The sequence below is a fragment of the Mesorhizobium sp. WSM4813 genome, assembly GCF_055811555.1.
Genome location: NZ_JBVVQU010000018.1, coordinates 82,958 through 105,102 on the forward strand (window position 1 = coordinate 82,958; position 22,145 = coordinate 105,102).

The 22,145-nt window shown below is 62.3% G+C and carries 26 protein-coding genes; 8 read left to right on the forward strand and 18 right to left on the reverse strand.

Features of this window, described 5'->3' with window-relative positions:
- Nucleotides 1-64: 64 nt before the first annotated feature.
- Complete coding sequence (locus AC0L25_RS12820; RefSeq protein WP_473595847.1) at nt 65-1,840, reverse strand: tetratricopeptide repeat protein; 1,776 nt, start codon at nt 1,838-1,840, stop codon at nt 65-67.
- A 478-nt stretch (nt 1,841-2,318) separates the two neighbouring features.
- A complete protein-coding gene (locus AC0L25_RS12825) occupies nt 2,319-3,335 on the reverse strand; it encodes a polyprenyl synthetase family protein (protein WP_473595814.1) in 1,017 nt (338 codons plus the stop codon).
- 162 nt (nt 3,336-3,497) lie between these two features.
- Here AC0L25_RS12825 and AC0L25_RS12830 point away from each other — a divergent pair, with 162 nt between their 5' ends.
- The 6 genes from AC0L25_RS12830 to moaB all read left to right on the forward strand — a co-directional run bounded on the left by AC0L25_RS12830 (nt 3,498) and on the right by moaB (nt 7,211).
- On the forward strand, nt 3,498-3,722 hold the full coding sequence (locus AC0L25_RS12830; protein WP_095491081.1) for a putative signal transducing protein: 225 nt from the start codon (nt 3,498-3,500) through the stop codon (nt 3,720-3,722).
- Nucleotides 3,722-4,522, forward strand: coding sequence for a tRNA1(Val) (adenine(37)-N6)-methyltransferase (locus AC0L25_RS12835; protein WP_473595815.1), 801 nt, complete (start codon nt 3,722-3,724; stop codon nt 4,520-4,522). Before AC0L25_RS12830 ends, AC0L25_RS12835 begins: the two co-directional genes overlap by 1 nt.
- A gap of 85 nt (nt 4,523-4,607) precedes the next feature.
- On the forward strand, nt 4,608-5,474 hold the full coding sequence (locus tag AC0L25_RS12840; RefSeq protein WP_473595816.1) for a S49 family peptidase: 867 nt from the start codon (nt 4,608-4,610) through the stop codon (nt 5,472-5,474).
- Nucleotides 5,475-5,553: 79 nt separating this feature from the next.
- Nucleotides 5,554-5,739, forward strand: coding sequence for a hypothetical protein (locus AC0L25_RS12845; protein ID WP_473595817.1), 186 nt, complete (start codon nt 5,554-5,556; stop codon nt 5,737-5,739).
- Nucleotides 5,740-5,764: 25 nt separating this feature from the next.
- On the forward strand, nt 5,765-6,667 hold the full coding sequence (locus AC0L25_RS12850) for a 4-(cytidine 5'-diphospho)-2-C-methyl-D-erythritol kinase (RefSeq protein ID WP_473595818.1): 903 nt from the start codon (nt 5,765-5,767) through the stop codon (nt 6,665-6,667).
- Nucleotides 6,654-7,211 carry a molybdenum cofactor biosynthesis protein B gene (gene moaB / locus AC0L25_RS12855; RefSeq protein ID WP_473595819.1) on the forward strand — a complete coding sequence of 186 codons (558 nt, stop codon included), beginning with the start codon at nt 6,654-6,656 and terminating at the stop codon, nt 7,209-7,211. The genes AC0L25_RS12850 and moaB overlap by 14 nt, the downstream gene beginning before the upstream one ends.
- A 46-nt stretch (nt 7,212-7,257) precedes the next feature.
- On the opposite strand, the gene AC0L25_RS12860 is transcribed toward moaB, so the two are convergent.
- The 4 genes from AC0L25_RS12860 to AC0L25_RS12875 all read right to left on the reverse strand — a co-directional run bounded on the left by AC0L25_RS12860 (nt 7,258) and on the right by AC0L25_RS12875 (nt 11,142).
- Nucleotides 7,258-8,232: a phytanoyl-CoA dioxygenase family protein gene (locus AC0L25_RS12860; protein ID WP_473595820.1), complete on the reverse strand. Its 975-nt coding sequence runs from the start codon at nt 8,230-8,232 to the stop codon at nt 7,258-7,260.
- Nucleotides 8,233-8,491: 259 nt separating this feature from the next.
- The gene (locus AC0L25_RS12865) at nt 8,492-9,319 is read right to left on the reverse strand and encodes an MBL fold metallo-hydrolase (protein ID WP_473595821.1); all 828 of its coding nucleotides are present in this window, start codon (nt 9,317-9,319) and stop codon (nt 8,492-8,494) included.
- A gap of 191 nt (nt 9,320-9,510) precedes the next feature.
- Nucleotides 9,511-10,446: a cyclase family protein gene (locus AC0L25_RS12870; protein ID WP_473595822.1), complete on the reverse strand. Its 936-nt coding sequence runs from the start codon at nt 10,444-10,446 to the stop codon at nt 9,511-9,513.
- A 189-nt stretch (nt 10,447-10,635) separates the two neighbouring features.
- Complete coding sequence (locus AC0L25_RS12875; RefSeq protein WP_473595848.1) at nt 10,636-11,142, reverse strand: glycosyltransferase; 507 nt, start codon at nt 11,140-11,142, stop codon at nt 10,636-10,638.
- A gap of 151 nt (nt 11,143-11,293) precedes the next feature.
- Between AC0L25_RS12875 and AC0L25_RS12880 the strand changes: the two genes are divergently transcribed.
- Both AC0L25_RS12880 and AC0L25_RS12885 read left to right on the forward strand, forming a co-directional pair.
- Nucleotides 11,294-12,448, forward strand: a complete 1,155-nt coding sequence (locus tag AC0L25_RS12880) for a PA0069 family radical SAM protein (protein WP_473595823.1) — start codon at nt 11,294-11,296, stop codon at nt 12,446-12,448.
- A 154-nt stretch (nt 12,449-12,602) separates the two neighbouring features.
- The gene (locus tag AC0L25_RS12885; protein ID WP_473595824.1) at nt 12,603-13,322 is read left to right on the forward strand and encodes a ribonuclease HII; all 720 of its coding nucleotides are present in this window, start codon (nt 12,603-12,605) and stop codon (nt 13,320-13,322) included.
- Nucleotides 13,323-13,553: 231 nt separating this feature from the next.
- Here the strand turns inward: AC0L25_RS12885 and AC0L25_RS12890 are convergent, their stop codons facing one another.
- The 12 genes from AC0L25_RS12890 to AC0L25_RS12945 form a co-directional block, all read right to left on the reverse strand.
- Nucleotides 13,554-14,045 carry a F0F1 ATP synthase subunit B gene (locus AC0L25_RS12890; RefSeq protein ID WP_095491921.1) on the reverse strand — a complete coding sequence of 164 codons (492 nt, stop codon included), beginning with the start codon at nt 14,043-14,045 and terminating at the stop codon, nt 13,554-13,556.
- 10 nt (nt 14,046-14,055) lie between these two features.
- Nucleotides 14,056-14,655 carry a F0F1 ATP synthase subunit B gene (locus AC0L25_RS12895; RefSeq protein ID WP_473595825.1) on the reverse strand — a complete coding sequence of 200 codons (600 nt, stop codon included), beginning with the start codon at nt 14,653-14,655 and terminating at the stop codon, nt 14,056-14,058.
- Between the two features lie 76 nt (nt 14,656-14,731).
- Entirely contained in the window at nt 14,732-14,956 is a 225-nt protein-coding gene (locus AC0L25_RS12900; RefSeq protein ID WP_023799397.1) for a F0F1 ATP synthase subunit C, read from the reverse strand.
- A gap of 79 nt (nt 14,957-15,035) precedes the next feature.
- On the reverse strand, nt 15,036-15,794 hold the full coding sequence (locus AC0L25_RS12905; RefSeq protein ID WP_352952983.1) for a F0F1 ATP synthase subunit A: 759 nt from the start codon (nt 15,792-15,794) through the stop codon (nt 15,036-15,038).
- A 71-nt stretch (nt 15,795-15,865) separates the two neighbouring features.
- On the reverse strand, nt 15,866-16,264 hold the full coding sequence (locus AC0L25_RS12910; RefSeq protein WP_095491924.1) for an AtpZ/AtpI family protein: 399 nt from the start codon (nt 16,262-16,264) through the stop codon (nt 15,866-15,868).
- Between the two features lie 241 nt (nt 16,265-16,505).
- Nucleotides 16,506-17,690 (reverse strand): cell wall hydrolase, encoded by a 1,185-nt coding sequence (locus AC0L25_RS12915; RefSeq protein ID WP_473595826.1) that lies wholly within the window; start codon nt 17,688-17,690, stop codon nt 16,506-16,508.
- Nucleotides 17,691-17,949: 259 nt separating this feature from the next.
- Complete coding sequence (locus tag AC0L25_RS12920; protein WP_473595827.1) at nt 17,950-18,840, reverse strand: SDR family NAD(P)-dependent oxidoreductase; 891 nt, start codon at nt 18,838-18,840, stop codon at nt 17,950-17,952.
- A complete protein-coding gene (locus tag AC0L25_RS12925) occupies nt 18,837-19,616 on the reverse strand; it encodes a hypothetical protein (RefSeq protein WP_473595828.1) in 780 nt (259 codons plus the stop codon). Before AC0L25_RS12925 ends, AC0L25_RS12920 begins: the two co-directional genes overlap by 4 nt.
- Nucleotides 19,617-19,626: 10 nt before the next feature.
- Nucleotides 19,627-20,214, reverse strand: a complete 588-nt coding sequence (locus AC0L25_RS12930; RefSeq protein WP_473595849.1) for a protein-S-isoprenylcysteine O-methyltransferase — start codon at nt 20,212-20,214, stop codon at nt 19,627-19,629.
- A gap of 160 nt (nt 20,215-20,374) precedes the next feature.
- On the reverse strand, nt 20,375-20,959 hold the full coding sequence (locus AC0L25_RS12935) for a hypothetical protein (RefSeq protein WP_473595829.1): 585 nt from the start codon (nt 20,957-20,959) through the stop codon (nt 20,375-20,377).
- A gap of 140 nt (nt 20,960-21,099) precedes the next feature.
- A complete protein-coding gene (locus AC0L25_RS12940) occupies nt 21,100-21,237 on the reverse strand; it encodes an ABC transporter (protein WP_084646669.1) in 138 nt (45 codons plus the stop codon).
- Nucleotides 21,238-21,436: 199 nt separating this feature from the next.
- A complete protein-coding gene (locus AC0L25_RS12945; RefSeq protein WP_473595830.1) occupies nt 21,437-22,033 on the reverse strand; it encodes a L,D-transpeptidase in 597 nt (198 codons plus the stop codon).
- Between the last annotated feature and the right edge of the window lie 112 nt (nt 22,034-22,145).

Sequence of the window (22,145 nt, forward strand, 5' to 3'; positions counted from 1 at the left end):
TGCGCTGACCTTCGGTTCGGGATCAGGCTCTAGAGCGCAGCCCGCCAAGCGTCAAGGCGAAGGGTCAGCCCTTTGGCGCGGGCGCCGGCTCGGGCTTGACCTTCGGGGTTTCCTGCGCCGTGTTGGATTCGATCGGCGGTAGGCCCTTCAGCAGTTTCTGCTGCAAGGCGGCGAGCACGTCGGGGTCCGGCTTCAGGTCGCGGGCCTGGTTCCACTGGAAGGTCGCTTCCAGCCTGCGGCCGACACGCCAATAGGCATCGCCGAGGTGATCGTTCAGCACCGGATCTTCCGGCTTCAGCGACACGGCACGCTCCATTTCGCGCACAGCGTCTTCAAACCTGCCCAGGCGGAAATAGGCCCAGCCCAGCGAATCGACGATGTAGCCGTCGCTCGGCCTGAGGTCGACGGCCTTCTGGATCATCTGAAGGCCTTCCTCGAGGTTGATGTTCATGTCCACCCAGGAATAGCCGAGATAGTTCAGAACCTGCGGCTGGTCGGGGAACAATTCCAGCGCCTTGCGGAAATTCGGCTCGGCCTTTGGCCACTCCTTCAGCCGCTCATAGGCGATGCCGCGCTGGTAGAAAATATTCCAGTCGGCGCGGGTCGGGGTCTTCAGCATCGCTACCGCCTGGTCATAGAGGCCGGCCGCGGAGCGGAAAGCCTCCTTCGAGGCATAGACGCCACCGAGCGCCTGATAGGCGCGCATATCGTCGGGATGCGCTTCGACGAGGGCCTTCAGATGAGAGATGGCCTCGTCATAGCGGTCGAGATCGGCAAGGTTGAGGCCGAGCTGCAGTTCCGAAAGCGGCTTCAGCGGCGAACTGGCCGGGATACGGCGATAGAAGGCGATGGCGCCCTCGCCGTCCTTCAACTGCTCGGAAACGGCGGCGAGTTGGACAAGGGCCGCGTCGCTGTCGGGCCGCAGTGCCAGGGCATATTGCAGATAGAGGCGGACGAACGGCTCGCCGCCACCGCGATTGAGCGCAGTGGCGAGATCGAGCAGAATTTCCGAGGCGCCGTCGGACGGGCCGGCAACGAAGGGTTCGACCTTCTCGCCCTTGGTGATCCTGTCGCGAAGCGCTGATATCTCGACCTTGCCGGGTGCAAATGCCTCGGCCTGATCGAGCACGGACAGCGCCTTGTCCTTGTCGCCCTTGCGGGCAAGAAAGGAGGCATAGGCCTGCGCATTGCGCATCCAGGTTTCGGGCGCGGCGGCGCCGGTCGCGGTGTCCTGCAAGGTGGCGGCGTAGATCGCGTCCGCCTTTTCGGGCAGGCCCGACGCGTCGGCAATCAGCGCGCGATGGAAGGATTTGAAGAGGCCGAACCAGTCCGGACCCTGCAGCCTGTCGATGGAGGCCATGGCCTCGCTGGGGTCGCCGGCGCCCTGCTTGGCCCAGCCGGTCATAACGCCGGAGATCAGCCGGTCGAGATCGGATTCGAGCGAAAGCTTGAGCCAGTATTCGGCCTTGGTGAAATCCTTTTTTTGAAAGGAGCCGACGGCCAGCGCCAGGCGCGAGAACCGCTCGACGTCGGGAACCGTCTTGAGCTTGTCGGCATAGACCAAGGATTCTTCGAAGCGCCCTTGCGCGATCAGCGACAGCATCAGGCTCTGCTGCAATGAGGTATCACCGGGAGCGAAGGCGAGCGCCTGCTTGTAATAGGCGATGGCGCTGTCGAGATCATTGTCGCCTTCGGCGACCCGCGCGGCAAGATAGGCCCCCGAGAACGATGTGATATTGACTGGCTCGGTGGTCTCTTTGGCGTAGGCAGGCAGACCGGAGATCGCCATGCCCGTCACAATTGCCAGCCCTGTCAGCCAGCGCGCACATCCTTGCCGCATCGTATCCCTTTCAGTCAAAGCCATGCCCGCGTCAGCGGGATCGCCGTAGACTCGATCTTTCCAGGCAAAGCATGGCCTTTTTGGGGTCATGCTTCAACCCGGCCCGAATTCACAATCGGGTCACGCGATTAAAAACCACGCTAGGAGGGCCCAACTGCGACCGTCGACCGCGCTTTGCCGGCCTGGCGCGCTGCCGTTGTCCTGCTGCAGAACCGGCGCCCCGATGCCGCGCAGATTTTCGCCGAGAGTGGCGCGGTGGGCTAGCAGACAAATTTTTGGCACCCTCGAAAGAGCTTCCTGGCCACGCTTGTGGAGTGCTCTTGCGCTTGAAGACCGAGTACCGTGGTTCGTCTTGGCATCATCCATAACGCTGCCAGAAACCAAGAAGTTCGGTGTTTGAGGTCGTTTTAGGTAGCTTCAAATCACGAGTCGGAACTCCAATCGGAGCGCCGTGCCGGCCGAATGCCGGCGCTGCCGCTCAGTTCACCCGGCTGATGCAGAAATCGATGACGTCGATCAGCGCCGATTTCTGCGGCGTCGCTTCGAGCGGCGCCAGCGCGTCGCGGGCGATCTCGCCGAAATGGCCGGCGCGCCCGATAGTGTCGGCGATCGCGCCGTGGCGGGTCATCAACCCGAGCGCCTTTTCCAGCGCGGCGTCGTCGGTGACATTGTCCTCGATGGCGCGCTTCCAGAAGGTGCGCTCGGCCTTGGTGCCGCGCCGGTAGGCGAGGATCACCGGCAGCGTCACCTTGCCTTCGCGGAAGTCGTCGCCGACATTCTTGCCCAGATCCTTGCTGGTGCCGCCATAATCCAGCGCATCGTCGATCAGCTGGAAGGCAAGCCCGAGATTCATGCCATAGGAGCGCAGCGCCGCGCGATCGTTTCGCGTCGCCTGGGCGATGACCGGACCGACCTCGGCGGCGGCCGAGAACAGAGCCGCGGTCTTGGCCTTGATCACCGCGAAATGTTCATCCTCGGTGGTTTCGAGGTTTTTGGCGGCGGCGAGCTGCATCACCTCGCCCTCGGCAATGATCGAGGCGGCGCTGGACAGGATATCGAGCGCTTCCAGCGAACCGACATCGACCATCATGCGGAAAGCCTGGCCGAGCAGGAAATCGCCGACCAGCACGCTCGCCTGGTTGCCCCAGATCATGCGGGCGGTCTTCTTGCCGCGCCGCATGCCGCTCTCGTCGACGACATCGTCGTGGAGCAGCGTGGCGGTATGCATGAACTCGACTGATGTGGCGAGCTTGACATGGCCTTCGCCGGAATAGCCGAACATCTGGGCTGAGGCGAGCGTCAGCATCGGCCTCAGCCGCTTGCCACCCGAAGAGATCAGATGGTTGGCAATCTCCGGGATCATCTCGACGTCGGAACCGGCCTTCGACAGGATCAATTTGTTGACGCGCCCCATATCGGCCGAAGTCAGATCGATGAGATCCTTGATGGATGCGGCTTCCCGCTTCCCGTTTTCGATGTTGAGAACGACACCCACGACAAACTCCCGTCTTAAGTCACGCGCACGACGGCACCCCGATACCGCTGCAGACTCTAGGGCGGTACCCACAGGCACGGCAAGAGGCGATTTGGCGCGGTCGAGGTGGCGACGGAAGCCACCCACGTTTACATAGACGCTGCAACCTGCGAGTTTCGTCCGATGATAGAGCTTATCCGCACCAACGATGCCGTAATCATCTCCTTTGTCGAATCGCTGATGCGCGATGCCGGCATCGGCTGTTTCGTCGCCGACCAGAACATGAGCGTGCTCGACGGTTCGATCGGCATCCTGCCTCGGCGCATCATGGTCGACGCCGACCAAGCCGATGCGGCGCGGCGCATCCTGACGGATGCCGGCATCGCCAACGAGATGCGCCAGACATAATGTCCGCGGCGCGCGCCACCTTTGTCCAGGACACGCCGGCCCATACGGTCGATGCCTTCCATCGCGGGCGGTTCTGGCTGGTGCAGCCGAAACAGGCCGGCCATCGCGCCGGCATGGACGCCATGATGCTGGCCGCTGCCGTGCCGTCCGCCTTCGCGGGGCGCCTTGCCGATTTCGGCGCGGGTGCTGGCGCCGCAGGCCTGGCCGTGCTGTCGCGCTGTCCTGATGCCGAGGCCGTGCTCATCGAACGGTCTCCGGAGATGGCTGCCTTCGCCGCGACGACGCTTGCCCACCCCGGCAATGCGCATCTCAACGACCGCGCCTCGGTGCTCGCGGCCGACGTCGCGCTGTCGGGTCAAGCGCGAACAGCCAGTGGGCTTGCCGACAACTCCTTCGATTTCGTCATCATGAACCCGCCCTTCAACGCCGCCGAGGATCGCGCCACGCCCGACCCGCTCAGGAAGGCGGCGCATGTTATGGAAGATGGGCTGTTCGACAGCTGGATCCGAAGTGCGGCTGCCGTGGTCAGGCCGCGCGGCGGTCTTGCCGTGATTGCCAGGCCCGATCAACTCGGCGCCATCCTCGATGCGATATCGGGCCGCTTCGGCGACGCCGAGATGCTGGCCGTCCACCCTCGCCCCGAGGCAGCGGCGATCCGCATTGTCGTCAGGGCAATACTCGGCGCACGCGGAAAGCTGTCGATCCGCCCGCCGCTGATGCTGCATGCACGATCGGGCGACGCCCCGACCGAGCGGACCGAGATGATCAACAACGGGCTGGCTTCGCTGTTCGGCGACTGAGCCTTTTTCTATCGGCCGGCGGCGCGGCATTGCCGTTGGCCGGCGAATCCCTACATGCCTTCAAGCCAATTTGACCGGAGACCCCGTGAAACGCTTCCTCAACCGCCTGCTACCGAAATCCTGGCGCTCCGACATCGTCGTCATTCCCGTCATCCGGCTGCACGGCACGATCATGCCCGGCGGCGGCCAGTTCCGGCCGAGCCTGTCGCTCGCGTCCACTGCCGGCCCTATCGAGAAGGCGTTTTCCTTCGATGCGCCCGTGGTCGCCATTTCGATCAATTCGCCAGGCGGCTCGCCAGTGCAGTCGCGGCTGATCTTCAGACGCATCCGCGACCTGGCGACCGAGAAGAACAAAAAGGTTCTGGTCTTTGTCGAGGACGTGGCGGCTTCGGGCGGCTACATGATCGCGATCGCCGGCGACGAGATCTTTGCCGATCCGTCCTCCATCGTCGGTTCGATCGGCGTGGTGTCGGCCTCGTTCGGCTTTCCCGAGCTGTTGAAGAAGATCGGCGTCGAGCGCCGCGTCCATACTGCCGGCCAGAACAAGGCGGTGCTCGATCCGTTCAAGCCCGAGAGGAAGGAAGATATCGAGCGGCTGAAGGCGCTGCAGCTCGATGTCCACGAGACCTTCATCGATCTCGTCAAGGACCGGCGCGGCCCCAAGCTCAAGGACGACCCGGACCTGTTCACCGGCCTGTTCTGGACCGGTAAGAAGGGGCTGGAACTCGGCCTTGTCGATGCGCTCGGCGATATGCGCAGCGTGCTGAAGACCCGCTTCGGGCCAAAAACCCAGCTCAAACTGATCACGGCGCCGCGCGGCCTGTTCGGCCGGTTCGGCTGGTTCGGCTCGAGCAGAGGGGGTTTTTCGGCGACTGAGATCGCTGCGGCTGCCGCAAGCGGCGTGATCGATGCGGCGGAAGAGCGCGCGCTATGGGCGCGCTTCGGGCTTTGAAAAACCGGTAAAAGCGTTTAGCTTAAAAGCTTGACCGACCCGACCGGCCGCCGTAGCCGACCTTGCGAGGGAGTTTGACATGCCACAGACCATTTTCTTCATCGCAGTCGGCCTGCTCGCCTATTTCGGCTATCGCTCCTTTGTCAGGGAAGCCGAGCGCGTGACGGCCAAGATACGGCGCACCGAAAAGCAGGCGACCAACGGCACAATGGGCACGCTGGTCAAGGACCCGAAGACCGGCGAATACCGTCTGGCCAAGGACTGACATCATCCCGCTCGCGACTGAAACAGTGGATTCCGGCATCCCCGTCCGGGCATTGCATGCGCATGCCAAGATAAATCTCGCGCTGCACGTCACCACCAGGCGCGCCGACGGCTATCACATGATCGAGAGCCTGGCAGTGTTCACGCGCTTCGGCGACAAGGTCGAGATCGAGCTTGCGGACAGCGACGGGTTTTCTGTGTCGGGCCGATACGCCTCCGCGGTCCCGCTCGACGAAAGCAACCTGGTCGCGAAAGCACGCGACGCGTTGCGAAAGCAGGCTGGTCAGCGGCACACACCGCCGGTCGCCATCAGGCTCGAAAAGAACCTGCCGGTCGCCTCCGGCGTCGGCGGCGGGTCGAGCGACGCCGCAACGGTGCTGCGCGGGTTGGCTGAGACATGGAGACTGGACCTCGACGACGCCGAACTGGCGCGGATCGGCCTCTCGCTGGGCGCCGACGTTCCCATGTGCCTTACGGCAAAGCCGTTGGTCGCGCGCGGCGTTGGCGACGAATTGTCGGCCGTGCCGGGCTTTCCCGCACTCGGGCTGGTTCTCGTCAATCCCGGCACTGCCATCTCCACGGCCGAGGTGTTCAATGCGCTTTCTGATCGCGACAATGAGGGGCTGCCGCCGCTGCCGCGCACGCTCGACTTCCACAGCATCCGCAACTGGCTGGAGATCACGCGCAACGATCTCGAGCCCGCGGCGCGGGCGATCGAACCCGCTATCGGCAAGGCGCTTTCGGTGCTCAACAAGGCCGGAGCGGGGTTCGCGCGGATGTCGGGTTCCGGTGCGACCTGCTTCGGGCTGTTCGAGACCGGCAATGTCGCCAAGCGCGCGGCCGTCGACATCCGCAGCCGCCATCCCGACTGGTTCGTCGCCGCAACGCGTAGCATGACATCGGAGGCTGACACGCATGGCCAGGATTGACGAGAGCCGTTCCTTTATTCCCGTGCGCATCGCGGTGCTGACCGTTTCCGATACACGCAGCCTCGCCGACGACAAATCCGGCGAGACGCTGGCCAACCGCATCGTGGAGGCCGGCCATATCCTGGCCGCCCGCGACATCGTCACCGACGACCGCGAGAAAATTCGAGATAAGGTTCTGGGCTGGTCGAGGGACGAAGCGATCGATGTCGTCATCACCACCGGCGGCACCGGCTTTACCGGTCGCGATGTGACGCCGGAGGCGCTGGAGCCGATCTTCGAAAAGCGCATGGATGGCTTTTCCGAAGTGTTCCACCGCATTTCCTACGACAAGATCGGCACTTCGACGATCCAGAGCCGGGCGACCGGCGGCATCGTCAACGCGACTTTCGTTTTTGTGCTGCCGGGTTCGCCCGGCGCCTGCAAGGACGCCTGGGACGGCATTCTGAAGCCGCAGCTCGACTATCGGCACATGCCCTGCAACTTCGTCGAGATCATGCCGCGCCTGGACGAGCATCTGCGACGCGGCGGCACCAAGACAAGTTAGGCCAGGTTCCAAAAGGCTGTTTCGGGCCAAAAATCAGCGCCAAAAATCAGCGAATAACCGGCTCGCCGTGGAAGCGCCGGCGCGAGGGCAGCGAGACCCCGAAGCCGACTTCCATCATCAGCCGCGGTTTGCGCGTCGGCACGGTGCCCATGTGGAAGCCGAAGGGATCCTCGACAAAGCCCAAACCTGCCTCACCAGTCAGCGTAATCGGGCTCTGCGCGCCGTAGACGTTCAGAACCTCTTCCGCGGGATGTCCGACGAGGAGCGTCAACTGGTGCTTGAGGGCGCGGCGGTTGTGGCTGCCGCGGACATAGACATGCGGACCAGTCTCGGCATCGACCGGATTGAGATAGAAGAAGAATTTCAGCATCCGCCAATCGTCGAGATCGAAGTGGTATTTGCCAAGCGACGCCAGGTTCTTCTCGGCGTCGGAGACGGAGCTCGTCGGAAAGCTCCACCAGACGCGTGTGGTGATCAGCTTCGCCTGGCTGCCGAGGTAATGGGCGGCGATGTCGAGAAGCAGCGGATCGCGCTGCACGGTAAGCGCAGCATTGCAGTCGAGAACCCGCTCGAAAAAGTGGCCGCTGAGCAAGGGACGGCCGAAGTGCTTCTCGGCTCCTGCGTGCTCGGCCGGCAGGAACTCCAGCCGTCGGTCGAAATTGCCGAAGCAAGGCGTGCGCTGCGCAAAGCTGGCGATCTCCTGGTGGACCGACGACGGCAGGGCAAGCCCGGAAAAGAGGCCGTCCGAGCGGAGCGCGCCGACCACGGCATCACGATCGACGCCGGTGAACATCGTCTCCTCAGCATTTTGTGCCGGTCGAACCGGTTTTGCGCCACGCCAATGCAACCGCCGCCCCGGCATGGTGCGCGCCAGCATGAACATCGGCAGCCATGCCGGATTCTCGCGAACATCCGACAGATAGGTTGGAATCCGCACGGCAATGCGGCGCAGCAGGCTGCCGTTTCGAGCGATCGACTCGAGGCTTGCAGCACCGGATTTGTCAGGGCTTGAAAGGGCCATCAGGATCCTCAGCTATGAGGGCAGCGTCGACGAAGCGTCGGCCGCTCACCGCTCAGGCGTTACCCATAACCGACCCGCCCGCATCAAAGGAATGGTAACCCCCGGTCAGATTTTGTGCAATGCACAATGAAAGGAGCTGTCGCAAACTTTTTGGCAAGCTTGACGGAGCATTAACGCTCGTTGATTTCGCGACAGCGAGTGTTTCGAGCGAGGTGGAACGAAGAGGCCGCGCGCGGCGGAGAAGATCGCGACGAAGCGATCAAACCCCGTCGAGAATGATGATCGTCGGCCGGTCGGGCAGGGTCTTCAGCGAAACCGTCAGCGACCGGCCGGAGAGGAATTCCACCGCGAAATCGTCGCCCATCCTGCCGGTGAATTCGCTGATCGCGGTGGCATGGCGATGCATCGGCAGGATCATCGAGGAATAGAGCCGCGCGGTGATTTCGGTCATCCGGTCGAGCGACAGCGTCATGCCGCCGTCGATAGGCACCATAAGGATGTCGAGCCTGCCGATGGCGCCGTAATGCGCGTCCTCCAGCCGGTGGTGCAGATGGCCGAGATGGCCGATGCAGAGCCCCGCCACTTCGAAGATGAAGATGGAATTGCCGTCCTTGCCGAGATCGCCGCCATTTCGGATGTCCGTGGGCACGTTGCGGATGTAGACATCGTCGACGACAAGGGCGTGGCGCGCCGGACCGCCATCCGGGTTCCAACCGCGCAGCACATATTCGATGGCGGGATCCGGATGGTTCGAATAATGGGTGCGGTGGGCCTTGTTCATGGTCACCACGCGCGGCAGCGGGTCAGCGCCGTAGACGCCGGAAAAGTCGGTGGCGATCCTGACGCCGGCGGGCGTCTCTATGACGTAGGTCGAATGGCCGGCATAGGTGATCGTAACGTCGCCGTCGACGAAGGCCTGGGCCAGCAAAGGCGTCTGCCCCTTTGGCGCCGTGAAGCTGGCATAGGTGGCCGACGGCAGCGCTTGGGCGATCGCAATGCATCTCGACGGCGGCGGCTCTTCCTGGGCCGACGCGGCGAATGACCAGAAAGCCAGGGTCAGCAGAACGGCGGCAGATAGGCGGAGCATGACTGCCTCCCGTGGCAGGATCGGCGCGCTCATGCACGATAGCGCTAGCAACCGTGATGGCTATCGTCGGAACAGTCACGTTTTCGCGAGCGCGGAAAAACTGATCGTCTGGACCTTCTGTCACGGCTTTCGCAACAAATTGCGTGGGATGGGACACGCCATGCTGGCCTCCCGACCGACATCGCCAGTGATCAGGGCGTCGGGCGGAAGACGCCGTTGTCGTCGCGCTTGAGCGGCGCCTTCTGCCGGGAAAGCGGCACACCAGGCGCTTCGGTGACCGAAACGCCCTCCGTCCAATCGGCGGGTGCAATAGCGATATAACGTGCATATCCGCCTGACCCGCCAAGCGGCTTGGCAAAGCCGATTGTAACCAACGCCCCGGCCTCTGGCACCTTGTCGAGATTTGCAACCCCTTCTGCCTGCGTGAAATCGTTGTGAAGCAGCCAATGTTCGCCCTCGAGATTGGGCGTGGTGTCGGTGTCGAGCGGCTCATGACCATGGAACAGAATCTTCCGCTCCAGATGCAGGAACTTCAGCGCGTCCAAACTGACGCCTGGAAACGGCTTCTGGTTGAAGCGGGCGGCATCGGACCATTTCTTGTACCAATCCGAACGCACGAAGACGACCGACCCCTCCGGTATGCGGCCGTGCTCCTTTTCCCATTCTTCGATGTCGGCGACCTGGAGGTGATAGCCTTCGTCAGTCTGCACCTTGCCGCTGACGTCAATCACGACGAGCGGCCGCACGGCATAAGTGGCCGGCAGGTCGCTGATCGTTGCACCGAGTGGGTTCCAATGGGAGGGTGGGTCGAGCTGCGTGCCATATTGGTCCGTCGACAACTCGTAGCCGCTCGCAACGAAGCCATGCTTGTCGTAGGTGAACTCTTCGCCGGCCTTGACGTAGCCCTCAATGTCCTTCCCAGCGACCGTCGGTTTGAACTTGGCATTGGCGAAGCCCGGCCATACGGGCTGCACCGGCTCGAAGGCATGGGTCAGATCGATGTACTTGGCCGATTTAAGCGTATTCTCATAAACCGACCAAAGCGACGATTCCTGCGCCAAAGCGATCGCCGGCACTGACCAACCGGCTCCGAGCAAGACGATACGAACGAATTTGGATACATTCATCTGCGATCTCCCCGAAATGTCGCCGAGTATCGCGAGTTTCCCGCAGGACGACAAGCATATGCATTCCTCGCAGGAGTGTCGCGCCAATACGGCTTCCACCAAGCCGCTTTCCGCCCGCGACTTGCGCGCCGCCTCATCCCAGCGGAGGACGCGCTCTTCCCTCGCCCGCTTACCGTAGAGGGAAGCCCCTCACTTCACAGGCGCCACCCAGATCTCGGCGTCGAGCCTCTTGGTCGCGAGGCCGCGGGCGATGGCTTCGGCGCTACGGGCGTTTTTCGCTAAGGCCGCGGCCTGACGCTTGCTGATCACCAGCCCTTCGGCCAGTGCCCGGTTTCCCGAAAAGACCCGCGACAGGAACGGCACGCGGCTGCCGTGCGCCCGTGAGAACCGCGCCGGCATGGTTTGCCTGGCGGTGTGGGCGACGACCTCGTCGATCCAGCCCTCCGCCAATCGCGCGCCCGGCTCCAGCAGCAGCAGCCAGTCGCCCTTGGCCTGCCTGATGCCGGCAGCAATGCCGCCGCTCGCCAAATAAAGGCAGCCGGCATGTTCGGCAACGCGGTGCGTCTGGTCCGTCGAGCCGGTGTCGCAGACGATGACATCGCGCACCACGCCCTCGACCGCGCCGCCGATCAGCGAGGCGAGTGTGCGGGCAAGTCTCTCTTCGTCGTTCAGGGTCTGGATGAGAACGCTGAGCATCGTTAGCCGAATAGCTGAAAGCCGGGCGCAGCGCCAGTTTTTGCGACGCATCATAAAAATGTTCTTGATTTGTTCCCGTCGATAAAATAGGATTATTTTCATGACCAGAGCGATTCGACAGCCAGCCGACAGTCCCTGGGAGAGGGCGAAAATGGAACAGATCGTACGTGCCGACATTGCTGCCTTCGGGGCTGGAAGAGCCGAGATGGCCAATGCAATGATCGAGCAGAGTGGCGTCCGTATCCGTCCGGAGCGCAATCGCGGCCGGTCAGCCGGCATCAATCCGTCCGGCCGGTTTGAACCGGTCAGCCGGCATGTGTTCGACGATGGCTGGAATTCGCTGGAGGAGCTGCCGTCGTTCAAGACCGAGGTGCAGGTCGAGAAGCCGCGCACCATCATCACCCGCAACGAATCGCCCGACATTTCTTTCGACCGTTCGATCAATCCCTATCGCGGTTGCGAGCATGGCTGCGTCTATTGCTTCGCGCGGCCGACGCACAGCTTCATGGGCCTGTCGCCGGGGCTGGATTTCGAATCGAAGCTTTTCGCCAAGCCGGATGCGGCGCGGCTGCTCGACAAGGAACTGTCGAAGGACGGCTATCAGCCGCGCACCATTGCCATCGGCACCAACACCGATCCCTACCAGCCGATCGAGAAGCAGTACCGGATCATGCGCGAGATCCTCGAAGTGCTGGAGGCGCGCGGCCATCCGGTCGGCATCGTCACCAAATCCGCGCTGGTGACGCGCGACATCGACATTCTGTCGCGCATGGCCGAACGAGGGCTGGCCAAGGTGGCGCTGTCGGTGACGACGCTCGATCGCATGCTGGCCAGAACGATGGAACCGCGCGCGTCGACGCCGGCCAAGCGGCTGGAGGCGATCAGGCAGCTTTCGGATGCCGGCATTCCAGCCTCGGTCATGGTCGCTCCGATCATCCCCGGCCTGACTGATCAGGAGATGGAACGCATCCTCGATTCGGCCTACGCGGCGGGCGCGCGTGAGGCGGGCTACGTCCTGCTGCGCCTGCCGCTGGAGGTCGCGCCGATCTTCAAGGATTGGCTGCTGCGCCATTATCCCGACCGCTACCGTCACGTGATGTCGCTGATCCGCTCGATGCGCGACGGCAAGGATTACGATTCGGAATGGGGCAAGCGCATGAAAGGCTCTGGCCCCTATGCCTGGCAGATCGGCCGGCGCTTCGAGATCGCCGCCAAACGGCTTGGCCTCAATGCCGAGCGGCGGTCGCTCAGGACCGACCAGTTCGTCGTCGCCGCCAAGGCAACCGAGCAACTGATGCTGCTTTGAAGACATCGTGTGCCGCCGCTGCCGGCGGCACGTGAAAAATCCCGTCCGGCCTGTCCTGTCCCCGGGCTTGCAGACGGTGCCCTCCGGGTCCGGTGCCTCACCCGACCCGGAGGGGCTTGCGGAGAATCGGAGCCGATGCGAACCTCGCCGCAACATGGCTCGCGCGCGTTCTGATTCTCCGCTTCTCTTCGAAATCGTTGAGAGACCCGATTTCTCCTTCGAGACGAAGGCGATGGCTGAAGGCCTGTGGCCGGTGGCGGGAATGGACGAGGCCGGCCGCGGTCCGCTCGCCGGGCCGGTCGTTGCGGCAGCGGTGGTGCTCGATCCCGCCAACATTCCCGACGGCCTCGACGATTCCAAGCGCCTCAGCCACCTGCAGCGCGAGGCGCTGTTCCTGAAAATCCTCGGCTCCGCTCTTGGCGTGTCGATGGCTTCGGTCAGCGCGGAAGGTATCGATGGCAGCAATATTCTCAAGGCCAGCCTGGAGGCGATGCGTCGCGCATTGGTCGGGCTCTCGGTGCAGCCAAAGCTGGCCCTGGCCGACGGGCGCGACGTGCCACCCGGACTGCCATGCCAAGGCCGAGCGCTGGTCAAGGGCGACCAGCGCTCGCAGTCGATCGCCGCCGCCTCGATCATCGCCAAGGTGATGCGAGACCGGATGATGTGCGGCTGCGGGAGCCATCACGCGCATTACGGGTTCGAACTCCATATGGGGTATGCCACGGTCCGTCACCGCACCGCGATCGAGATGCATGGACCGGTGGCGCGGCTGCACCGCGCGTCCTTCGCACCGTTCCGGCTTGGCGGAACCGAGGTGCTCGATGAAGAGGGCCTTTCGGGCCTGATTGAGGCGAGCGCCAATCTTCCCCCTTGAGGGGGAGATATCGCCGAAGGCGACAGAGGGGGTCGCCTCGGCTGGCGACGGCGATTTGGGACGAAAGAGAAGGTGACGCCTCACGCGCGGCTACCCCCTCTGGCCTGCCGGCCATCTCCCCCTCAAGGAGGGAGATTAGCTTCTTCGCCGCTTCGGCGAGCTCCACTATCGCACGCAAAAAAGCCGCCAGGTTTCCCAGGCGGCTTTCGATGAATTTCTCGATAAAATCGCTTAATTCAGCTTTGACTTCACGTCCTGAAGCGATGCCTTGAACAGGTCGGCTCCGGCCTTTGCGTCGATCTTGCCGGCGAGCAACGTGCGTGCGGCTTCGACGGCAATATCGACGGCGCTGGCGCGCACCTCGCTGATCGCCTCGCGCTCGGCCTGACCGATCTTTTGTTCGGCAAGTGCGGTGCGCCGGGCGACATAGTCCTCAGTCTTCTTGTGCGCCTCGGCAGCCAGCATGTCGGCCTCGCGCTTGGCGGCGGCGACGATGTCGGCGGCCTCCTGCTCGGCTTCCTTGCGCTTGCGCTGGTATTGGCCGAGCAATTGCTGGGCCTCCTCGCGCAGCCGGCGCGCTTCCTCAAGCTCATTGCTGATCTTGTCGGCGCGGGCGTCGAGCGCCTTGGCGATCAGCTTAGGCACCTTGATGTAGACGGCAATGGCCAGGAAAATGACGAGGGCAACGGTGGCCCAAAGTGTCGCGAGTGATGTGGCGTCCATGATGCGCTCCTCACCGGGCCACGGATTTGACGGCTGCCGCGATCTCGGCCCTGCTGGCCTTGCCGCCGACAAGCGCCTCGACGATGGCCGAAGCGGTGTCCTCGGCGATCGTGCCGACTTCCTTCATGGCATTGGCCTTGATGGATGAAATGCGAGCCTCGGCTTCGCCAAGCTTCTGGTCGAGAGCAGCCTCGACCTTCTTGCGGGCGGCCTCGGCTTCCGCCTTGGCGGCATCGTTGGCCTGCTGGCCGATCGCATTGGCCTTGGTCTTGGCCTCCGCCAGTTCCTGCTCATAGGCGGCAACGGCGGCATCGGCCTCGCCCTTCAGCCTGGCGGCATGGTCGAGATCCTGCGTGATGCGGTCGTTGCGGACATCGATGATGCCGCCGACACGCGGCATCACCACCTTCTTCAGGAACAGGTAGAACAGCCCGAAGGTGATCGCCAGCCACAGAAGCTGCGACGGGAATGTCGCGGGATCGAATGGCGGGAACACGCCGTGCGCCTCGGCAGGCACGCCGGTGCCGGAATGCGTATCGCCTTCCGTGCCGGTATGGCCGCCTTCGACGGCGGGCGCGGACTCTTGCGCAAAGGCAGATGTCACGAACATGGACTATCCCCTGATATCAGGCCTGCCGCTGATTGCGGCCGGCCCGTCCAATTCCCAATGTTAGCCGAACAGGGGCTCAGCCGAACAGGGCCAGAAGCGCGATGAGAAGGGAGAAGATGCCCAGCGCTTCGGTCACGGCGAAGCCGAAGATCAGGCGGCCGAACTGGCCATCCGCGGCCGACGGGTTGCGCAGCGCGCCCGCCAGATAGCTGCCGAAGATGTTGCCGAGGCCAATACCGGCGCCACCCATGCCGAGGCATGCGATGCCGGCGCCGATGAACTTTGCTGCTTCTGCTTCCATGTGTTCAACTCCTTTGGATCTAAAATTCCGTTGCAATTCCATCCGGCAGCAATGCCGAAACTCTTGGCCAGCCTGGGCGTCAGTGCCCGGGATGCAGGGCGTCGTTCAGATACATGCAGGTCAGCACGGCAAAGACGTACGCCTGCAGGAAGGCGACCAGCAATTCTAGCGCCGTCAGCGCCACGGCCATCGCCAGCGGCAGGACCGATCCCGCAATGCCGAGCGTGCCAAGCGCGCTCAAGCTCACCACGAAGCCCGAGAACACCTTCAGCGTGATGTGGCCGGCCAGCATATTGGCAAACAGACGAACCGAGAGGCTGACCGGGCGCGAGACGAAGGAAATCACCTCGATCAGCACCACCAGCGGCAGCAGATAAATCGGCACGCCATGCGGGACGAACAGTTTCAGGAAACCGAGGCCGTGCTTCATGAAGCCATAGACGACGACGGTTCCGATCACCAGCGCGGCAAGGCCGAACGTGACGATGATGTGGCTGGTGACGGTGAAAAAATACGGGAAAAGGCCGAGCAGATTGGCAACGAGCACGAACATGAACAGCGAAAATACCAAGGGGAAGAACTTCATGCCTTGCGTTCCGGCTGCGTCCCTCAGCATGTTGCCGACGAATTCGTAGGCCATCTCCGAGACCGACTGAAGACGGGTGGGGACGAGACTGCGGCTCGAGGTGCTGAGATAGAGGAACGCCGACGCAACGGCGACGGTCGCGACCATGAAGAGCGCCGAATTGGTGAACGACAGGTCGTAGCCGCCGATCTCGATCGGAATCAGCTTGCTGATATGGAACTGGTGAATCGGATCGACCTTGTCAGCAGCCACTTTAAATCCCCATCAAAGCCGAACGCGGCTTTAGTGTCCTGTTCACTGCGCCGGCAAACGGCGCCTCAAGTTCATTCTTTCGGATCGTGGGTTTTGTCGCCCTGTCCGAATTCCGCCATAAGCCCTGCGGAGCGCAGGACATTGAGCACGCCGGCGCCAAACCCCAGCAGCAAAAAAACGATCAGACCCCATGGCGATGTCCCCGCCACACGGTCGATGATCCAGCCGAGACCAGCACCAACCACTATCCCGGCGATGAACTCGCTGGACAGCTTGAGCGCCTGGCCATATCCGGCCGCACTGCCCGCCTTCGCGTCGTCTTTCCCCTCGAGCCGGTCCGGCCGCCTTGTCGCAAGCGATGCTTCAAGGTCGCGCCGGCGGCGCTCAAGATCGTCGTCGCGGATGTCGGCTTGACGCTGTTTGCCGCGGCCGGTTTCTCCGGTTCCGTCTGGCCCATTCTTGTCGGCCATCGCAACCCCCTTGCCCGATCAGATCGTCACCGTCCGTCCGCTCTTAAGTCGCCGGCAACATAGTTAGAGGGTCCGCGCCCGTCAAGCCACGGGCGGGACTTCAGCCTCAAGTATTTTCTCTAATTAAATCAATGGCTTGCTAGGGTGCGACATCGTGCCCGCTGCCGCCGCTGGCGTACCGTGACCGAATCCCTGCGGCGACGGGTCTTCGATCGACCGCGCCCGGGCCTTGCCGGAGCGCTCAGCTCCAGCCGCCGCCATAGGTGCGATAGAAGATGTGCAGGCCGATCTTCGTCATTTTTTTCATCGTCCGCGCCCAACCCGGGTTGACGTAGTTGGCGTAATAATGGGTCGACGATCCGACTTCCGGGATAAAGATCTTGCCGGCAGTGACTGCCATGGCGATATCCTGCGCGGTCTTGTAGTGGGCTGGGCTTTGGATGCGTTTTTTTCTGCCGTCGCAAGCGAAGGAAAACTGGCAACGGTTGAACCACTTGTCGTTCTGGTAGACGACGCCGCAGATCGAGTTCGGATAGGCCGGATTGCGAACGCGGTTGAGGATGACCTGGGCGACGGCGGCCTGGCCGCGCACGGATTCACCGCGCGCCTCGAAATAGATGCCGTTGGCGAGGCAAGTCTGTTCCGCCTTGGAGAAGACGCTCGCCGGCAGCGGAGTTTGCATCCACGGATGATCGCCCTTGGCCACCGGCGGAATGAAACGGCCATCGTTCGGCTTCTCGTCCTGAAGCAGGGCCTCGAAGGGCGAAGCCTGGGCATAGTCGGGCGCGGCCGCCGCGTAGGCGGTCGCTAGGACGTCGGGACGATCGTTGTTGACCAGCGCGGCCAGCATGGCCGGCACGCCAGGATCCGCCTTCTTGTCGACGCGCCTATGAAACGCGGCGGCAATCTGGATCTCCTTGCCTTTGATCTCGGGCCTGGCGAATGCCATTTTCAGCCCGCTGTCCATGCTCGGGCGAAGCAGCGAGGAGGTGCGCTCGAAAACCGAGCCGGCGTTGAAGTTCTTCGGCGGCGCGACCGGCGAGACGATGATGATACGGCCCTTCTTGTCGGCGCGCATGATGCGGTCCTCGTCGGGCGTGGTGCTGGCCACGCTGCCCTTGCCGCGAAATGACACCGCGCCGATGCCTGGCAACCGGACGCCCGAACCCGAGATCGAGCCGGTGGTGTCGGAATCGAGGAAAGGCATTTCGGCGGCATGGACCGAGCCGGCGACGGATTTCTCGACATAGGCGTTCCAGCGGGCGTTCGGCGCCTTGAGGCCCGAAATCAGGCTCGTCATGTCCTGGTAGGCAATGACATTGGGAAAGCCGACCCAAATGCCAAGTCCAATGACCAGAGGAGACAGAAAGGAACGTCTTTTCTCACCGGCGAAAGCGACAAGCCGCTTCAAAACACGTCGATGCACGGAACTCTCCAGAAACGCAACGGACCCCACTGGAGAGGCACGATGATGCATTAACCTTGATGGGGCGTTAACGGAGTTCGACAGCGCCAATCATTTCAAAGGCTTTGTTGGAAACGGCTCCAACGGTCCAATGACCGCTCCGCAGAGCGCTGTTCAGAGATGGAGGGATTCTCCTCTATGCCATGAACATGCTTAACGGCCCGTCATCGGTGAGCGGTCTCTTGCTTCAATGAGGTTTTTCGGTGGCGTGCTGGTCCGGTCAGGGGATAATTCCCCGAGGGCCCCGGCGCAGCTGAAACTGGCGGGTACCGCAGCATTTCTTGAACTTCATACCTGAACCGCAAGGACATTGATCATTGCCACCGCGTTGCAGCCGGCCAACCAGGGGCAGCAGCGCTGCGGAAGGCAGGAGCGATGCCGCAAGGGCAGCCAACTTGGCCGAGATTCCCGGCACGACGAGGCGACGTCCGGATTTGAACCCTCGCCACGCCCGTTCGGCCACATACTCCGGATCCACTTTGGGCAAGATGTTGAAGAGCACCGTCTGATTGGCGCCTGACCTTGCGAGAAACTCCGTCGACACCGGGCCTGGTGCCACGCATGTGACCGTCACACCGGTTCGGCGCAATTCCTGGTGAAGCGCCTCTGAGAAGACGCGCACGAAACCTTTACTAGCGAAGTACAGGGCCATGTAAGGCCCGGGAAGGAACCCGGCCACGGAACTGAGATTGAGCACCCCGCCCCGTCGGCGCGCCACCATTCCGGGCAGAAAATGAAGGGTCAGTTCTGTGAGGGAATGTATGTTGAGATTGATGATGCCGAGTTGACCATCAATAGGCAGCGCCGTCGTCGCGCCCCGTAGGCCATAGCCGGCGCTGTTGACCAGGACATCACAGACCAGGCCGTGTGTGGACAGAAAGCCCTCCAGGCGCGTTGGCGCATCGCCTGCCACGAGATCCAACTCAAGCGTGAATGCCTCGCCACCCGCCTCCCGAACTTCGGACGCTGCGGCGGCCAATCCCTCGGGCGAGCGGGCAACCAGCACAACCGCACCGCGCTCCCGTGCAGCGACGCTCGCAATTGCCCGGCCAATTCCGCCCGAGCCGCCAATCACGACGACGGCTGGCCGGAATTCACGGTGCGAAATCATGTCGCGTTCCTCTGTCTTGCAGGAGCGGCAACACTTTGACCGAGCAGCACCACTTCATTGGCGACAGTGCCGTTCAGAATCTTTTCGAATCTCTCCAGTGCTCGTGCGACGTTCGCTCCATCCATTACCCGGTGATCGTAGTGGATGCGGACATTGACCGATCCGTCTTTTTCGATCGGACCGTAGTTTAGAAGCGTGGTCAATGGGGTCAGCGGGTTGAGTGATTCCGCACCGAGACCAGAATAGACGGACAATTGGAAGGTACCGAAGTAATTTGCCCTTTGCCGGGCGATGTTCAATCCTAGCCACATAAGCAGCCACCTGACTGGCGCGGGCGCACCTGCCACCCGCAAGGCACGCCGGAACTCCGGGACCTCCAGGATCGGCCGTGATCGAGCCGCGTGGATCGATCCCTCAAGTTCCGTGATAGAGTAGCGCTCCGGGCACTTGATACGGCTCAGCAGAACGGCCGGCTCGCCCTCATATTCGCGCTCGTGGGCAATCGAGGCTACGCTTGCCGGATACTCGTAAAGCTGCGGCCAGGGCAACTTGACATAGGCGCGCCGCAGCTCCGGCATCTCTAGGGCGAGAAGCGCATATCCTTTCAGGAAGATCGCGGTCCACGAGGGCCTGGTCTGCTGCGCCATTCTGGCCCTTACGAGTGGGCCGATGTTCATCTGACGCTGCACCGCGACCCGTGGCACGCCGATCGAAAACCTCATCAGATCGCCAACAAGGCGCCGGGGCGCCGAAAGCTTGAGGGCTCGGCCTCGCATCAAACGACCTCTAATAAAGATAAGGGAATATTCGCTTGGTCCTTTCCATATAGGCACGGTATTGCGAGCCTAAATTCTCCAGCATCATACGCTCTTCCTTATCCACTCTCAGCAGGAAAAGGACTGCGAAACCAATCAAACCGGATATGCCCGCAACCCAGTTCGGCAGCAGAAAGAGCTGGCCGAGCCCCATAAGCAGGAACGAGGTGTACATCGGGTGACGGACCAAGGCATATGGCCCGGCGCTGACCAGTTCATGCCGTTCGCGAATCTCGAGCGTAATCGACCAGTTACGGCCAAGTTCCTTGTGGGATAGACGAAAAATCCACAGCGCGGAGCAGAAGATGATGGTTCCGAGCGCCACCGACCACGCGCTGGCCGGATGGTCAGCCGCTCCGGGGATGCCGGTGACGACATAAAAGCCAGGCAAGATCGCGAGGCCAAGGAGAGCCGATGCAAGCCCGACGGTGTCGGAACTTGAGCGGCCGCCAGCTACAATTCGCACGCGCCTTGCCCGGCGCTCGAACGGATACCGGATCACGTACCAAGCAACGAGGCCGATCACCCATATGATCTCGCCAAGTGAAGCTACAGAAATGGTCACTTCAGGTCACCGGAGCCTTTTCTCGATCTGGGACCACGATAAGCCGTCGCAACGATGTCAGCATCCGAAGTTGTCGACCGATCGACATTCAGAGCGCGTTTCTTTCGGACTTAACCGGGCGAATGCAGCGAAAGCGGGTTTTGCCGATCGCATTTCAACCCCCGTTCATCTCCCGAAGCTTGGTTATGAATTGTTGCGGCCGCAGCCAGGTACCGGGGGTCTTATACCCCATCGATCTGGCGATGTCCGCTACGAATGCGTTGCAGTTGTAGAGCGAGGCGTGCCAAAGCGGAGAACTGGCCTGCAGCTTTCGTATGCTCGCGACGACTTTCCTATATTCGGCTTCGGTGAGTAAAACTCGCCAGCTTGCCGACCGGTAGGCATCTTCCAGGTCGCCGTCCGTCCACCCGGTCGAGGCTGGCACGGGCGCCACATGGCCGAGAACATAGACATTGGGATCATCGGACTTCGGAGCGAGCCCCGCGACTTCGGGGTTGACCATCCGTTCCGCCTGGTTCAATCGTCCAAAAATCACGTAGGAATGGCCGTAGGTAAGGGCGTATCGGGAGCGGAACTCGATGAAGTGCCGTTGGGCCGCGCGCGCCGGCATCGCCGCGGTTTTCAATGCGCGATCATTGGACACAAAAGTCGGCTGGGGCTTGTTGTCCTGCGACTGACATGACGCCGCGACAAGCGCGAGCAGGGCCACAATTGTTGAACGGCCACTTACAAGCGTCATCTCATCCAGAACTCCGAGGACCGCAGACCTAGGGCCAGCCATGCCCGCTAACCGCAGGTAGGCTGCGAATCAGCCTTGGCCGCTGTATATTGATGGGGAAGGGCCTGGCGGCCCTTCCCCAAATCTCCGAAAGCCGGTGCTTATTTAATCACGGGCTCTTCTACGGCAACGGGTTCCGGCGGAGGAGCCTTCCCCTTCCCTTTACCGATCCCGTTCGCGCAGCCGCTCAGGCTGGTAACGGCGAGGGTAGCAACCATTACAATCAACATCCTGCTCATCAAGCAATCCTTTCCCCAGGGGCGGAACAGCCTATAGAATCGCCACAAATAAAAAGATATGCAGCCCCGCCAAGTTAGCTGCGATCTGCACCAAAGCCTAGTGCAGAAATGCCACAGTCGGCACCCGGTTGCAGGCGGCACCTTTGCAGTGACGTGCTGGCAGGGTTCACCATCCAACGGAAATCAGCCCTGCCCACCATCAAATAACCACCACCGTCGTGCCCAAAGGAGTACGGTCGTAGAGGTCGATGATGTCGTCATTGATCAAACGGATGCACCCGTTCGATACCGCTGTGCCTATCGTCCATGGCTCGTTTGTACCATGTATCCGGAAGTGGGTGTCGCGCCCGTTGCGATAGAGATAAAGGGCACGTGCACCAAGCGGGTTATTTGGTCCGCCAGGGACCCCCCCTGCATACTTCACCAGGCGCGGCTTGCGCCTCATCATGTTGGCGGTGGGTGTCCACGACGGCCAGTCCGCCTTGCGGGCGACGGTCGCTGTACCCTTGAACGAAAGTCCCTGCTCGCCGACGCCGACGCCGTAGCGCGTCGCCCACCCGTCGGTCTCGACGGCATAGAGAAAACGTTGCGAAGTATCGACGACGATCGTTCCAGGCGGCTCGTTGCCGTCGTACCGCACATGCCGCCGTCGGAAACGAGGATTGAGGCCATTCCTTGGTCCGAACGCGGATGAAATCGGCTCCGTCACCTGTCCTAACGTCGACGTACATCCGGAAAGCATCAGAGCCAGACTACCCAGCACGAGCCCCCGGCGCGCAATGTGGTGTTCATCCATTTCTACCTGCTAGGAAACTGGTCAATCTACCGCCCACCCTCGTCTCTACCATTGCAAGGCCGGCGGGCCAAGTCTCGCTGACTGGTAGCAAAATGAATTCACAGGATTGATA

What these genes read in the sequence shown, in the direction of transcription:
- AC0L25_RS12820 (WP_473595847.1), bottom strand. Translation starts at nt 1,840, where the DNA reads ATGCGGCAAGGATGTGCGCGCTGGCTGACAGGGCTGGCAATTGTGACG.
- AC0L25_RS12830 (WP_095491081.1), top strand. Translation starts at nt 3,498, where the DNA reads ATGATAGAGCTTATCCGCACCAACGATGCCGTAATCATCTCCTTTGTC.
- AC0L25_RS12835 (WP_473595815.1), top strand. Translation starts at nt 3,722, where the DNA reads ATGTCCGCGGCGCGCGCCACCTTTGTCCAGGACACGCCGGCCCATACG.
- AC0L25_RS12845 (WP_473595817.1), top strand. Translation starts at nt 5,554, where the DNA reads ATGCCACAGACCATTTTCTTCATCGCAGTCGGCCTGCTCGCCTATTTC.
- moaB (WP_473595819.1), top strand. Translation starts at nt 6,654, where the DNA reads ATGGCCAGGATTGACGAGAGCCGTTCCTTTATTCCCGTGCGCATCGCG.
- AC0L25_RS12860 (WP_473595820.1), bottom strand. Translation starts at nt 8,232, where the DNA reads ATGGCCCTTTCAAGCCCTGACAAATCCGGTGCTGCAAGCCTCGAGTCG.
- AC0L25_RS12865 (WP_473595821.1), bottom strand. Translation starts at nt 9,319, where the DNA reads ATGCTCCGCCTATCTGCCGCCGTTCTGCTGACCCTGGCTTTCTGGTCA.
- AC0L25_RS12870 (WP_473595822.1), bottom strand. Translation starts at nt 10,446, where the DNA reads ATGAATGTATCCAAATTCGTTCGTATCGTCTTGCTCGGAGCCGGTTGG.
- AC0L25_RS12875 (WP_473595848.1), bottom strand. Translation starts at nt 11,142, where the DNA reads ATGCTCAGCGTTCTCATCCAGACCCTGAACGACGAAGAGAGACTTGCC.
- AC0L25_RS12880 (WP_473595823.1), top strand. Translation starts at nt 11,294, where the DNA reads ATGGAACAGATCGTACGTGCCGACATTGCTGCCTTCGGGGCTGGAAGA.
- AC0L25_RS12885 (WP_473595824.1), top strand. Translation starts at nt 12,603, where the DNA reads ATGGCTCGCGCGCGTTCTGATTCTCCGCTTCTCTTCGAAATCGTTGAG.
- AC0L25_RS12890 (WP_095491921.1), bottom strand. Translation starts at nt 14,045, where the DNA reads ATGGACGCCACATCACTCGCGACACTTTGGGCCACCGTTGCCCTCGTC.
- AC0L25_RS12895 (WP_473595825.1), bottom strand. Translation starts at nt 14,655, where the DNA reads ATGTTCGTGACATCTGCCTTTGCGCAAGAGTCCGCGCCCGCCGTCGAA.
- AC0L25_RS12900 (WP_023799397.1), bottom strand. Translation starts at nt 14,956, where the DNA reads ATGGAAGCAGAAGCAGCAAAGTTCATCGGCGCCGGCATCGCATGCCTC.
- AC0L25_RS12910 (WP_095491924.1), bottom strand. Translation starts at nt 16,264, where the DNA reads ATGGCCGACAAGAATGGGCCAGACGGAACCGGAGAAACCGGCCGCGGC.
- AC0L25_RS12920 (WP_473595827.1), bottom strand. Translation starts at nt 18,840, where the DNA reads ATGATTTCGCACCGTGAATTCCGGCCAGCCGTCGTCGTGATTGGCGGC.
- AC0L25_RS12925 (WP_473595828.1), bottom strand. Translation starts at nt 19,616, where the DNA reads ATGCGAGGCCGAGCCCTCAAGCTTTCGGCGCCCCGGCGCCTTGTTGGC.
- AC0L25_RS12935 (WP_473595829.1), bottom strand. Translation starts at nt 20,959, where the DNA reads ATGACGCTTGTAAGTGGCCGTTCAACAATTGTGGCCCTGCTCGCGCTT.
- AC0L25_RS12940 (WP_084646669.1), bottom strand. Translation starts at nt 21,237, where the DNA reads ATGAGCAGGATGTTGATTGTAATGGTTGCTACCCTCGCCGTTACCAGC.
- AC0L25_RS12945 (WP_473595830.1), bottom strand. Translation starts at nt 22,033, where the DNA reads ATGGATGAACACCACATTGCGCGCCGGGGGCTCGTGCTGGGTAGTCTG.